Annotated in this window: 13 protein-coding genes; 10 read left to right on the top strand and 3 right to left on the bottom strand. The window is 59.2% G+C overall.

Going from position 1 to position 13,326, the window contains the following annotated elements:
• Positions 1 to 391 precede the first annotated feature (391 nt).
• Complete coding sequence (locus FHT84_RS15595) at positions 392 to 1,459, top strand: porin (RefSeq protein ID WP_112342687.1); 1,068 nt, start codon at positions 392 to 394, stop codon at positions 1,457 to 1,459.
• 136 nt (positions 1,460 to 1,595) lie between these two features.
• Here FHT84_RS15595 and FHT84_RS15590 read toward each other — a convergent pair whose 3' ends face one another.
• On the bottom strand, positions 1,596 to 2,489 hold the full coding sequence (locus FHT84_RS15590) for an alpha/beta hydrolase (protein ID WP_113250714.1): 894 nt from the start codon (positions 2,487 to 2,489) through the stop codon (positions 1,596 to 1,598).
• A gap of 75 nt (positions 2,490 to 2,564) precedes the next feature.
• A complete protein-coding gene (locus tag FHT84_RS15585) occupies positions 2,565 to 4,616 on the bottom strand; it encodes a transglycosylase SLT domain-containing protein (RefSeq protein ID WP_183763145.1) in 2,052 nt (683 codons plus the stop codon).
• A 217-nt stretch (positions 4,617 to 4,833) separates the two neighbouring features.
• Here FHT84_RS15585 and dapA point away from each other — a divergent pair, with 217 nt between their 5' ends.
• Entirely contained in the window at positions 4,834 to 5,718 is an 885-nt protein-coding gene (gene dapA, locus FHT84_RS15580; protein ID WP_113250712.1) for a 4-hydroxy-tetrahydrodipicolinate synthase, read from the top strand.
• A 137-nt stretch (positions 5,719 to 5,855) separates the two neighbouring features.
• Entirely contained in the window at positions 5,856 to 6,335 is a 480-nt protein-coding gene (gene smpB, locus FHT84_RS15575) for an SsrA-binding protein SmpB (protein ID WP_112797040.1), read from the top strand.
• A 176-nt stretch (positions 6,336 to 6,511) separates the two neighbouring features.
• Here the strand turns inward: smpB and FHT84_RS15570 are convergent, their stop codons facing one another.
• A complete protein-coding gene (locus FHT84_RS15570) occupies positions 6,512 to 7,096 on the bottom strand; it encodes an NYN domain-containing protein (protein WP_112342691.1) in 585 nt (194 codons plus the stop codon).
• A 311-nt stretch (positions 7,097 to 7,407) separates the two neighbouring features.
• Between FHT84_RS15570 and rpoZ the strand changes: the two genes are divergently transcribed.
• The 7 genes from rpoZ to rnc all read left to right on the top strand — a co-directional run bounded on the left by rpoZ (position 7,408) and on the right by rnc (position 13,306).
• The gene (gene rpoZ / locus FHT84_RS15565) at positions 7,408 to 7,806 is read left to right on the top strand and encodes a DNA-directed RNA polymerase subunit omega (protein WP_069616142.1); all 399 of its coding nucleotides are present in this window, start codon (positions 7,408 to 7,410) and stop codon (positions 7,804 to 7,806) included.
• Between the two features lie 100 nt (positions 7,807 to 7,906).
• Complete coding sequence (locus FHT84_RS15560; protein WP_112342692.1) at positions 7,907 to 10,138, top strand: bifunctional (p)ppGpp synthetase/guanosine-3',5'-bis(diphosphate) 3'-pyrophosphohydrolase; 2,232 nt, start codon at positions 7,907 to 7,909, stop codon at positions 10,136 to 10,138.
• Positions 10,139 to 10,327: 189 nt separating this feature from the next.
• Entirely contained in the window at positions 10,328 to 10,477 is a 150-nt protein-coding gene (locus FHT84_RS15555; RefSeq protein WP_081615336.1) for a DUF3563 family protein, read from the top strand.
• Between the two features lie 219 nt (positions 10,478 to 10,696).
• Positions 10,697 to 11,284, top strand: coding sequence for a DUF2062 domain-containing protein (locus tag FHT84_RS15550; RefSeq protein ID WP_112342693.1), 588 nt, complete (start codon positions 10,697 to 10,699; stop codon positions 11,282 to 11,284).
• A 40-nt stretch (positions 11,285 to 11,324) separates the two neighbouring features.
• A complete protein-coding gene (gene acpS, locus FHT84_RS15545) occupies positions 11,325 to 11,729 on the top strand; it encodes a holo-ACP synthase (RefSeq protein WP_112342694.1) in 405 nt (134 codons plus the stop codon).
• A 114-nt stretch (positions 11,730 to 11,843) separates the two neighbouring features.
• On the top strand, positions 11,844 to 12,590 hold the full coding sequence (gene lepB / locus FHT84_RS15540) for a signal peptidase I (protein WP_113250711.1): 747 nt from the start codon (positions 11,844 to 11,846) through the stop codon (positions 12,588 to 12,590).
• Positions 12,587 to 13,306, top strand: coding sequence for a ribonuclease III (rnc, locus tag FHT84_RS15535; RefSeq protein WP_113250710.1), 720 nt, complete (start codon positions 12,587 to 12,589; stop codon positions 13,304 to 13,306). Before lepB ends, rnc begins: the two co-directional genes overlap by 4 nt.
• The last annotated feature ends 20 nt before the right edge of the window (positions 13,307 to 13,326 follow it).

Below are 13,326 nucleotides of genomic sequence, written 5' to 3'. Positions count from 1 at the left end.
CCATCGGCCGGGCTTTTTCATGCTTGCAAGTATTAGCAAACTAAAAAGCTGTATTCGTTGTGGACATTCAGCCGTCATTAAATTCAATCCGCTGAATTCCGTGAATCTTTTAGCTATCCAGAGGATACGGCTTTCGACGCGACCGCAGTATGACAGTTTTGCGACGTGATTTTTGTGCAACGCACACTTTGAAACGCCCGTCACAATTGCCGATAGTCTATCTCTGATATTGCTCTGAAAAAAACGATCTGTAGGTTCCAAATCGGAAGCAAGACTTACTGTCTTGGTTCTCCCGGATCAGGGGTCAACTTTTAAAACTAGGTGGGGTAGGGCGCGTCGATTTTCTCGGCGTGATTTCTCATACCTAATTGATATTGAAACTGGAGTTACTATGAACATCAAGAGCCTTCTTCTCGGCTCCGCTGCTGCGCTGGCAGCAGTTTCCGGTGCTCACGCCGCTGACGCTATCGTCGCTGCTGAGCCCGAGCCGCTGGAATACGTCCGCATCTGCGATGCTTACGGTGCTGGCTACTTCTTCATTCCGGGCACGGAAACCTGCCTCAAGATCGGCGGCCGCGTCCGTACGGAAGGCGGCTGGTACAACGCCTACAAGGCTGGCCAGGACGCAGGTGCCCGCGGTACCTACTGGCACACCCGCGCTGAACTCTCTCTCGACACTGCCACCGACACCGAATACGGTCCGCTGAAGACCAATACCGTTGCTCGTTGGGACTGGAACGACGGCAATGCGACCACGACGAAGCTCCTCTGGGCCAATATCAGCCTCGGCGGTTTCCTCGTCGGCAAGGCCGATTCGGTCTACTCGACCTTCCTCGGCTATGCCGGCGACGTCATCAACGACGACGTGATCGAATACGGCATCAACGGCACCGACGAACTGAACCAGATCACCTACAAGTATGATGCCGGCAACGGCTTCACGGCTGTGATCTCGCTGGAAGATTCCAATTCCGGCACGGGCGCAACCGGTGCGAACGGCGAAGACAGCTCCGACCACTACGCTCCGGACGTTGTCGCAGGTGTTGGCTACAAGGCCGGCGCATGGCAGTTCCGCGTCGTCGGCGGCTATGACTCCATCGTTGAAGAAGGCGCCGTCAAGGCTCGTGTCGATGCCGACTTCGGCGTTCTCACCGCTTTCGTCATGGGCGGCTGGAACACCGATGGCGACAAGCTCAACAAGTATGCCGGTGCCGGCGGTGCTGGTCTCGGCTGGGGCGACTGGGCCGTCTGGGGCGGCGTTGGCGTTCCGATCAACGAAAAGCTGAAGTGGAACCTGCAGCTTTCCTACGACGATCTGAAGACTTTCGCCGCGACGACGAACGTCAAGTTCAACCCCGTCAAGGACCTGCTGATCGAGCCGGAAGTGACCTACGTCAACTACGACGCCGTCAACAAGGATACCTGGGCTGGTATCCTCCGCTTCCAGCGCACCTTCTAATTCGGCTCGCCGAATCGAATTTGACAGATCTTCCGATCAGACCTCCGATCGGAAGAGAAAAGGCCCGGTCTCCCACCGGGCCTTCTTGTTCCCGCCTTCTTGTTCCTTAGGAACCGAGCGATTTGAGGTGCCATCCTCAAAGCCCCGAGATGAAATCTCGAATTGCGTCTGGAATATCGCCGAGATGCAGGATTGGGGCATGGCCTTGTCCATTGGCGATCTTGACGATGGTGCCTGGATGGCGTTTTGCCATCTCGTCGGTCGTGGATTGCGCAAGCAGCTTCGAATTCTCGCCGCGAATCACCATCAGCGGGATATCCTGAAATCCCTCAAACTGCGTCCAAAGATCGGGAATCGGCGCTTCCAGATCGAGTGCCTGCATCTGGGCCGCAATGGCGAGATCGTAATCGGCAACCGGTTTGCCGTCGACAGCGGTGTAGATCGCTCGCGCCATGTCCTGCCAATCCTCTTCGGCAAGCGCCGTAAAGGCGCTGCCATGGTTTTCCCGCAGGATCTCGACCGCCTCGCTCCAACTGGCGGGTTTCCTGTCGCGGTTGAGATAGTCGCGAATATCCGCCAGCCCGATCTTTTCCAGGACGGGACCGATATCGTTGAGGATGACCGCTTCCAGGACATCCGGTCGACTGGCCGCGAGCATATGCAGGATCAGACCGCCGCGTGACGTGCCGACGAAGATGGCTTGCTTGATATCGAGAGCGGCGCAAACTGTCAGCACGTCCTGCGCTTCGACGAGCAGATTGTAATGGGATTTGTCGGGATCCCGTTCGGATAGGCCGCGCCCGCGAGCGTCCAGTGTGATCACCCTGCGTGGGGCCGGGGAATCCCGCGACAGAAGCAGCGCCAATTGGTGAAAATCACGCGAATTGCGTGTCAGCCCCGGCAGGCAGAAGACGGGCGTGGGGTTCAGTATCGCCGCTTTGTCACCGGCATAATCCCGCACATGAAGCTTCAGGCCGTCCGTGGCCGGGATGGTTCTGGCAAGGAACCCGCTTTGATCGTCACTGCGCATGCATCGTCCCTCATGCTTCGGATATTACGAGGGATGTAACGGCATTTCCGTAAGGCGTACAACCGCGGTCCCGTGTTAACCGCGGCCATTGACCAGATCCTGTACGATGTCGGCCTTTTGTCCGAGGCGCGCCTTGTAGACCTGATAGTTTTCCATGACCCGCTGGACATAGTTTCGCGTCTCGGGGAAGGGAATACGCTCGATCCAGTCGATCACGTCGTCGAGCGACTTGCCGCGCGGGTCGCCATAGCGGCTGATCCATTCCGGCACCTTGTTCGGCCCGGCATTGTAGGCGATGAAGGTGAGGATGTAGGATCCGCCGAAGGTGTCGATCTGCTCGCCGAGGTAATGAGCGCCAAGCGTGGCGTTATAGCCCGCATCCTGCGTTAACTTATCGGCGGAATAGGCCATTCCGTGCCGGCCGGCAACGGCCTTTGCCGTCTTCGGCAGCAGCTGCAGCAGGCCCCGCGCATTGGCGGAGGAGACCGCAGCCGGATTGAAGGCGCTTTCCTGCCGGGCAATGGCGTAGGCGAGCGCCTTGCCGGAGCCGGAGATATTGGCGTTGTCCGGAATGACGCCGATCGGGAAGGCGAGTGCCGCCACGTCGACGCCGCGCCCATAAGCAATCTTGCCGATCTGCAGTGAAAGCTGGTGGTTGCCAGAGCGCTCGGCTCGAGCGGTCAACAGGGCGATTTCACCGGGGCTTTCCAGCTGCTTTGCCAGGGCGCGATAGAGCGCCTCTCCACGCCAGCCATGCCCTGCCGCCTCGAGCCGTGAGATCGCCTGCACCGCTTCACGTTCCTGGAAGCGCTGGCGATCGGCAGCCGAGGGTGAGGGGTAGCTGACATTCAGCGTGCGGCGGCCAAGCTTTTCGGCTGCGAGCTGTCCATAGAACGTGCTCGGATAGGAGGCGGCCCTAGCGTAGAAATCGGCCGATTTGCCCGGGCCGCCCGCTTCGGCCGCGCGGCCGAGCCAGTACCAGCCGCGCGATTGCGAGATCGGCCCGTTCGAGACCTGCAGGATCTTGCGGAAATGGCTTGCCGCGCTTGCGCCGTCCTGCAGGCCGCGCAGAGCGTACCAGCCGGCATGGAATTCGGCCTCGCCGACATCCTGCGGGCTTTCCGCGACACTGGCATCGACAACACGATAGGCCGCCTTGAATTCACCCTGGTCCACCAGGCCGCGGCTGACGATGCGCTGCTCGTTCCACCATTGGCCGGGGCTGACAAGGACGCTGCGGTCGCGCGGCATTTGCGCCAGCAGATTGGCGGCGTCGTCATATCTGTTCTGGCGGCGCAGGTTTTCGATCCGCATGAAGAGATAGGCGGGATCCTTACGCCATTGCGCATCGACGGCCGCAATCAGCGCGTCAGCCTTCGGCGAGCGGTCATTGACGGCGGCCCAAGCCTTATAGAGCGATTGCGCCTTGCCGAGATCGCCGAAGCGTTTGGCCTGCGCAGTCCGGTCGCGGTAAAGCAGATAATCCATGCGCGCCTTGTGATCGGCAGGCGACAGCAGGCTGGGGAATTCTGCGAGAATCTTGTCTTCAAGCGCCTTATCGAGTGGCTCGTCACGCCAGATCTTGCGGATCAGCTTGCCGGCTTGAGCTGAAGAGCCGCGCGCCATGAGCGCGCGCGAGAGGATGATGCTGCCCTCCACGGTCTCCGGCTGCGAGCTGCCGAAGGCGGCAAGGACTTGATCCGTTGCCGGATTTTCTAAGTAGAGCGCTCGCTCGGAATTGGCGCGCAGGCTGCCGAGACCAGGCCAGCCCGCGAGCTCGCGAGCGGCGCTGGCGATCTCACCCGAGGGAATGCCCGGCTGGCCCGAAGTGGCAATCGCCCAGGTCAGGATATGGCGATCAAGCGTGCCTTCGTCCATGCTGTTGCGGATGGCAAGCGCCTGCATCGGATTCTTGTTGGAAAGCGCGTCCAGGCCTGCCTTCAGGTCTCCGCTCACCGGCGCGATGGTGCCGCCGCGCGGGATCGCGGCCGTGCTTATGGGATCCGTCGCCATGGCGAGATCGGCGCTGGCGCGTGTGGATTGCTGCTGACCGGGAAGCTGCGACGCCACGGCGCCCCAAGCCACCGCCAAGCCCACGACGGTCCAGATCATGACTGGTCTCTTCATCCGGCTACTCACAAAACAAACGGTCCCATTCCATTTGCCAAACGCTATATTAACGAAACCTTACCGGTGGTCCGAATTTCAATCAATTATGATATCGGAAACTGCCCTCTACCATCCAAAGCGTGCTTGTCGCCGTCAAGCCGGCGCTTTATGGTGCGCGGATTCATAACCATGGATTGCGGCTGAAGCATGAATGCCGCGCCGCTAGGAGACTTGCATGTTCCAGGGATCCATTCCCGCACTCGTTACGCCCTTTACTGACGCCGGCAAGGTGGATGAGGCATCCTTCGCCTCACATGTCGACTGGCAGATAAAAGAGGGTAGCAAGGGTTTGGTGCCCGTCGGCACCACTGGGGAATCGCCGACCTTGTCGCATGACGAGCATAAGCGCGTCGTCGAGCTTTGCATTGAAGTCGCCAACAAGCGCGTTCCGGTCATGGCGGGCGCGGGTTCGAACAATACCCGCGAGGCGATCGAGCTTGCGCAGCACGCCGAAAAGGTCGGCGCCGATGCGGTTCTGGTCGTCACGCCTTACTACAACAAGCCGACGCAGAAGGGGCTTTACGCACATTTCGCCGCTATTGCCGAGGCGGTAAAGCTGCCGATCTATATCTATAACATTCCGGGCCGCTCGGTTGTCGATATGACGCCGGAGACGATGGGGGCGCTTGCGAAGACATACGCCAATATCGTCGGCGTGAAGGATGCGACCGGCAAGATCGAGCGCGTCTCCGAGCAGCGTATCAGCTGTGGTCGCGATTTCCGCCAGCTTTCCGGCGAGGATGCCACGGCGCTCGGCTTCAACGCCCATGGCGGCGTCGGCTGCATTTCCGTAACCGCCAATGTCGCGCCGCGCCTATGTGCCGAATTCCAGGCGGCGACGCTCGCCGGTGACTATGCCAAGGCTCTGGACTACCAGGATCGCCTAATGCCGCTGCACAAGGCGATCTTCCTGGAACCCGGTCTCTGCGGCGCCAAATACGGGCTCTCCCGCCTTGGCCGCATGAGCCGCAATGTGCGCTCGCCGCTTCTGTCGACGCTGGAGCCGGGAACGGAAGCGGCGATCGATGCCGCCATGCGCCATGCCGGTCTTCTGAACTGAGGCGGCTTACGAACCGTCCTGCCGAAACTCTGCCGGACCGCTCTCTTCACAAGGAGGGCGGTCTCGCTTATTTAGGAGGCAGCAACTTGGCGCGCTTTTGGCCGCTGCCGCAATGACGCAAGAAAAGAAGAAGAACCATGGCACCCAAAGGCAGCCAGCGCGTGGTGAAGAAGATTGTGGCGGAGAACCGCAAGGCACGCTTCAACTACGAGATCATCGACACTTACGAAGCAGGGCTCGTGCTGAAGGGCACGGAGGTCAAGTCGCTGCGCGAAGGCAAGGCCAATATCGCCGAATCCTACGCCTCCGACGAGGACGGCGAGATCTGGCTGATCAATTCCTATCTGCCGGAATATCTGCAGGCCAATCGCTTCAACCATGAACCGCGCCGCCGCCGCAAGCTGCTGCTTTCAAGCCGCGAAATCGGCCGGCTGCGCTCGGCCATCAATCGCGAAGGCATGACGCTCGTGCCGCTGAAGATCTATTTCAACGACAATGGCCGCGCCAAGCTGGAACTGGCTCTCGCCAAGGGCAAGAAGCTGCATGACAAGCGCGAGTCCGAGAAGGAGCGCGATTGGAACAGGCAGAAGAGCCGCCTGCTCAAGGACAATGGATGATAGTGAGGGTGAGGAGCGGTCGGGCAAAGCCCGAGCAATCGATCCAGTGAATCGATTGCAGCGACGAACGCCCTGAGCCCTAGCGAAGGGCCGGCTGCCGCGGCAACTATGAAACGCGCCCGCCGAGTGCGCAATTATCCCTCGGCAGACAACGAATCCGGTTGACGCGGTCCCAATTATTCTTCGACATCCGAAGCGGCTGGTGTCGGTTCGGCGGGACGTTGCGGGCGCTCCGAAGCTTCGCGGCCGATTTCGGCCTTCAGCGATACGAGATCGATGAAATGATCGGCCTGGCGGCGCAGATCGTCAGCGATCATCGGCGGCTGCGTTGCCATGGTCGAGATGACCGACACCTTGCGGCCACGGCGCTGCAGGGCCTCCACGAGGGTCGTGAAGTCACCGTCGCCGGAGAAGATCACCAGATGATCGACGGTTTCGGATTGTTCCATGGCGTCGATGGCCAACTCGATGTCCATGTTGCCCTTGATCTTGCGGCGTCCCATGGAGTCGGTGAATTCCTTGGCCGGCTTGGTGATGACCTTATAGCCGTTATAATCCAGCCAATCGATCAGCGGGCGGATCGAGGAATATTCCTGATCTTCGATTAGAGCGGTGTAATAATAGGCGCGCAGGAGATATCCGCGTTTCTGAAAGGCCTTCAGGAGCTTGCGGTAGTCAATATCGAAACCGAGGCTCTTGGATGCAGCGTAGAGATTGGCGCCATCTATAAAGAGTGCAATTTTTTCGCGTGGGTCAAACATCGCTTACATATCCACTGTTATAAAAACGCAATGATTTCATTCAAAGTTCAGCTAAAACAATCCGTTGCAACGTGTTGCAGAATAATTCGTAGTACTTTATGAATTATTCATATAACCGACATGTAGGGCACGAAATGTGATATTCCAAGCAATCGCAGGTAGAAATCGCCGTTTGTCTAGGGGTATTTTAGCACTTTCCCGGAGGGTGCGAAGGCGCTGAATCAGGAAAAACTTGAATTTGCCATCGTTTGCTTGTATCGGCGTGCTACTCCGAGACATGATGACGACATCACGACCGCAAAGGACAGGCAATGGCCCGTGTCACAGTAGAAGATTGCATTGATAAAGTAGAGAACCGGTTCGAGCTCGTGCTGCTCGCCAGCCATCGCGCCCGTCTGATTTCGCAGGGCTCCTCGATCACGATCGATCGCGATAACGACAAGAACCCGGTCGTTGCGCTGCGCGAAATCGCCGACGAGACGCTGTCGCCGGACGATCTCAAGGAAGATCTCATCCATTCGCTGCAGAAGCACGTGGAAGTGGATGAGCCGGAGCCCGATCCCGCAAGCCTGCTTGCAGCCGGCGCTTCCGCCTCCAGCGACGAGGAAGAAGATCTGCCGGAGACCGTGACGTTCGATCAGATGTCGGAAGAAGAACTTCTGGCCGGTATCGAAGGCCTGGTTCCGCCGGAAAAAAGCGACGATTACTGATCGTCGACCTTGATGCTCCGGGCAGGAGCGATATGATGGGGAAATGCGTGCGCCGGTCATATGACTGGCGCGCTTTTGTTTTTGCTGGAGTAGCTTTGGAATGATGCGGCAATACGAGCTTGTCGAGCGCGTGCAGAAATACAAGCCCGATGCCAACGAAGCTCTTCTCAATAAAGCCTATGTTTATGCAATGCAGAAGCATGGCCAGCAGAAACGTGCAAGCGGCGACCCCTATATTTCCCATCCTCTCGAAGTTGCTGCGATCCTGACCGATATGCGTCTGGATGAATCGACCATCGCGGTCGCTCTTCTCCACGACACGATCGAAGATACGACGGCGACGCGCGCCGAGATCGACGAGCTGTTCGGCGAGGATATCGGCCGCCTGGTCGAGGGCCTGACGAAGATCAAGAAGCTCGATCTCGTCACCAAGAAGGCGAAGCAGGCGGAAAACCTGCGCAAGCTGCTTCTCGCCATTTCCGACGATGTGCGCGTGCTGCTGGTGAAGCTTGCAGATCGCCTGCACAACATGCGCACGCTCGATCACATGTCGCCGGAAAAGCGCGCCCGCATTTCCGAGGAGACGATGGAAATCTATGCGCCGCTCGCCGGCCGCATGGGCATGCAGGACATGCGCGAGGAGCTGGAGGAGCTCTCCTTTCGTCACATCAATCCGGAAGCGCATGACACCGTCACCAAGCGCCTCGAGGAGCTGTCGCGACGCAACGAGGGCCTCGTCAAGAAGATCGAGACCGAGCTGCGCGATCTGCTTGTCGCCAACGGCCTTGCCAATGCCATGGTCAAGGGTCGGCTGAAGAAGCCTTATTCCGTCTTCCGCAAGATGCAGTCGAAGTCGCTCTCCTTCGAGCAGCTTTCCGATATTTACGGCTTCCGCCTTCTCGTCGACGATATTCCGTCCTGCTACCGTGCTCTCGGCATCGTGCACACCCGCTGGCGCGTCGTTCCCGGGCGGTTCAAGGACTATATCTCGACGCCGAAGCAGAATGACTACCGCTCGCTGCACACCACCATCGTCGGCCCTTCCAGCCAGCGCATCGAGCTGCAGGTCCGCACCAAGCGCATGCATGAAATCGCCGAATTCGGCATTGCCGCCCACACGCTCTATAAGGATGGCACGAATAGCAATAGCAATGGCGCGGATGGTGAACTTCTGTCGCGCGAAAGCAATGCCTATTCCTGGCTGCGCCACACGATCGAAGCGCTGGCGGAAGGCGACAGCCCTGAAGAATTCCTCGAACACACGAAGCTCGAGCTGTTCCAGGATCAGGTCTTCTGCTTCACGCCCAAGGGCAAGCTGATCGCCCTGCCGCGTGGCGCGACGCCGATCGACTTCGCCTATGCGGTTCACACCAACATCGGCGACACCACAGTCGGCGCCAAGATCAACGGCCGCATCATGCCGCTGGTGACGCGGCTGAACAATGGCGATGAAGTCGAGATTATCCGATCCGGCGTGCAGGTGCCGCCGGCCGCCTGGGAAGAGATCGTCGTGACAGGCAAAGCGCGTGCCGCCATCCGCCGCGCGACCCGTCTTGCCATCCGCAAGCAATATGCCGGCCTTGGCCACCGTATTCTGGAGCGCACCTTCGAGCGCGCCGGCAAGGTCTTCTCGCGCGACGCCCTGAAGCCGGCCCTGCACCGCCTCGGCCAGAAGGATGTCGAGGATGCGATCGCTGCCGTCGGGCGAGGGGAGATGTCGTCGCTGGATGTCTTGCGCGCCGTCTTCCCCGATCATCAGGATGAGCGCGTGACCGTGAAGCCTGCCGGCGACGAAGGCTGGTTCAACGTCCGCAGCGCCGCGGGCATGATCTTCAAGATCCCCGGCAAGACCAAGGCCGATCTGGCCGACGGCACAGATGCCGACGCGCCGCCGATCCGCGGCCTGGCAGCCAATGTCGAGGTGCATTTCGCCCCGACCGGCGCCGTTCCTGGCGACCGTATCGTCGGCATCATGGAAAAGGGCAAGGGCATCACCATATATCCGATCCAGTCGCCGGTGCTGCAGCGGTTCGATGACGAGCCGGAGCGCTGGATCGACGTGCGCTGGGATCTGGACGAGGCCAACAAGTCCCGCTTTGCGGCGCGTATCATGATCAACGCGCTGAACGAACCTGGCACCTTGGCCAAGGTGGCGCAGACCGTCGCCGATGTCGATGTCAATATTCGTGTGCTCAACACCGTTCGCGTTGCCGCCGATTTCACCGAAATGGCGCTCGACGTGGAAGTATGGGATCTGCGTCAGCTCAACCAGCTTCTGGTGCAGCTCAAGGAGCTCGATTGTATCGCGACGGTGAAACGTCTTTACGAGTAAGCCGCGCGATATCACTCGATCCGAGGCAGGCTGCATATTTTGTGATCATTTTATGACCAAAATCGAGCGCCTTTCCGGATAGATATGCAATAAGCGCATGGCTGCGTCTATTTTAGAGCGGTGGTAATTTACCTTGGTCGCGCTTATCTTCTGATCATCGAAGAAACGAAACAGAGATGAGAGAAGACAATGTTTAGTCCGATCAAGAAAATCGCCCGCGCCCTGCGTGTTCCGAGTGTCGAAGAGCGCGAAATGGCTTATCTGAATGGTTCGCACGACCGTTTTGACCTTGAATATCGTCAGCGTCAGGTCGATCGCGGTCTGTTCCGTCAGCGTTAACAGCCGTTAATACTTGAAAGACCAGGAAGGGCGCGTCGTTGTTGCGCCCTTGGAGCATCCCGATCTTGCGGGATTGCTTCCCGCAAATGAGGAACGTCGATTTTCTGCATCCTGAGCAGGCAGCGTTCCCAAAAAGGGCCGCACTTTCGGTTCTTAATCGGTGCGTGATACGCAAGGCCGGTCTTGTCACGACGGCCCCCATTGCACTAGATAAGCCGCATGCTATTTCGTCGCCGAAAACCACTGACATTCAAGGAAAAACTGCGGGAGCACCTATGGCCCCGCAAGGGTTTCGTCCGTTCGTTCCAATATTTCGGCAAGCGTCTTGTTCGCCTTGCCGCCTCGCCGCATTCCGTTGCGGCCGGTTTTGCTGCTGGTATCGTGGTGTCGTGGACGCCGTTCATCGGCGTGCACTTCGTCATGGCGATCATCATCGCCTATCTGGTCGGCGGCAATGTCATCGCGTCGGCGCTCGGATGTCTGGCGGCCGGCAATCCAATCACCTATCCCTTCATCTGGGCTCTCACTTGGGAAATCGGTCATCTGATCCTGGCGCGCGACAGCGGCGGCCAGGGTAGCAGCATCGATTTGCCTGCGCTGTGGCACAAGGGCGATCTCTCGCAAATCTGGGATCCGGTTTTGAAGCCGATGCTGATAGGCGGCATTCCGCCGGCGATCGTGACCGGCGTGATCGTCTATGCGCTCACCTATTATGGCGTGAAGACCTTCAAGACACGCCGCAAGGAACGCCTGATGGAGCGCGCTCGCGAACGGCTGGCGCTTGCCGAAAACGCATCGAGCGTCTGACGGCGCCTGACATCGCCCCGGCCGCCAGGAGGGCCTCCCCATGATTATCGGCATAGGCAGTGATCTCATCGACATCCGCCGTGTGGAGAAGACGATCGAGCGTTTCGGCACGCGGTTTACCGAGCGCTGTTTTACCGATATCGAGCGCGCCAAGTCCGAAGGCCGCAAGAACAAGGCGGCCTCCTACGCCAAGCGCTTTGCAGCCAAGGAAGCCTGTTCCAAGGCTTTGGGCACCGGCCTGGCGCAAGGCGTCTTCTGGCGCGACATGGGTGTCGTCAATCTGCGGAGCGGCAAGCCGACGATGCAATTGACCGGTGGGGCGGCAGAGAGACTGGCGTCCATGCTGCCGCCAAATCATCGCGCCGCCATTCATTTGACGATCACCGATGATTTTCCTCTTGCTCAGGCTTTTGTGATCATCGAGGCATTGCCGGTGGATGGCTGAATCACAGCCATATGTCGCTTTTGGCATCCGCGCCATTGCCGCAATGATGTGAAGCGAGTAGACAGTGCCTGAAAGCAAGTGCGCCGGTGGGGTGCGAAAAAGGAATAAGACTGCGTGTCCGAAAAAGCCGTAAAACAGCAGAACGCCCTGTGGGAAAACATCAAGGTCATCGTACAGGCGCTCGTCCTGGCCATGATCATCCGCACGGTTCTCTTTCAGCCGTTCACCATCCCGTCCGGTTCGATGATGCCGACGCTTCTTGTCGGAGACTATATCTTCGTCAACAAATTCGCCTACGGCTATTCGAAATATTCGCTGCCGTTCTCGCCGGATCTCTTCAGCGGCCGTATTCTGGGCAGCGAGCCGAAGCGTGGCGACGTCGTCGTGTTCCGTTTCCCGCCGAATCCGGACGTTGATTACATCAAGCGCGTGATCGGCCTGCCGGGCGACCGCATTCAGGTCAAGAACGATATCCTCTACATCAACGGCCAGGCCGTTCCGCGCGAGCCGCACGGCACGTTCTCGTCGGACTACAGCCAGGAGCCGGGCGACAACATCCCCGTCTATAGCGAGCGTCTGCCGGATAGCGGCAAGGTCTATGACACGCTGGATCTTTCGCCGAATTCGCGCGGCGACAACACCCAGGAATATGTCGTGCCGGCCGGCCATTACTTCATGATGGGCGACAACCGCGACAATTCCGACGACAGCCGTTTCGACGTCGGCTATGTGCCGGCCGAAAACCTCATCGGCCGCGCCAGCGTCATCTTCTTCTCGCTGGGCCATGACATCTCGTTCCGCGAAGTCTGGAAATGGCCGACCAACATGCGTTGGGATCGCCTCTTCAAGGTTGTCGAATGACGAAGGCGCAGGCGCTCTCCCAGGCGGATCGTACGAAGCTTGAGGTTGCGATAGGTCATGAATTCGCCGAGAAGGAGCGTCTCGACCGTGCGCTGACACATGCCAGCGCACGCACGCACAAGACGGGCAATTACGAACGGCTGGAATTTCTCGGCGACCGGGTCCTCGGCCTTTGCATCGCCGAGTTGCTGTTCAAGACCTTCGGTGCGGCGACGGAAGGCGAGCTTTCGGTTCGCCTCAACCAGCTGGTCAGTGCCGAAACCTGCGCCGAAGTTGCCGACGAGATGGAGCTGCATCTTTACATTCGTACGGGCGCCGACGTGAAGAAGCTGACGGGCAAACGCATGCTCAACGTTCGCGCCGATGTCGTCGAGAGCCTGATTGCCGCGCTCTATCTGGATGGCGGCCTCGAAGTCGCCCGCAAATTCATCCTGCGTTTTTGGGAGCGCCGCGCCATCAGGCCGGAAGGGGCAAGGCGCGACGCCAAGACGGAATTGCAGGAATGGGCGCATGCGAAATTTGGCGTCACCCCGGTCTACAGGGTTGATGATCGCAGCGGACCGGATCATGATCCGCGCTTCACCGTGACGGTACAGGTGGCGGGAACGGCACCCGAGACAGGAATAGAACGCTCCAAGCGTGCGGCCGAGCAGATGGCGGCGACGCGGATCCTGGAGCGCGAAGGCGTATGGCAGCCTCAGTTGACTGAGAAGTGACTGCCGGGGAATAATGAAAA

Origin of the sequence: Rhizobium sp. BK289, assembly GCF_014193575.1 — a bacterium.
In the GTDB taxonomy this organism is placed as follows: Bacteria; Pseudomonadota; Alphaproteobacteria; order Rhizobiales; family Rhizobiaceae; genus Rhizobium; species Rhizobium tropici_C.
Note: the sequence above shows the minus strand (reverse complement) of the source record. Positions and strands in the feature narration are given on the sequence as shown.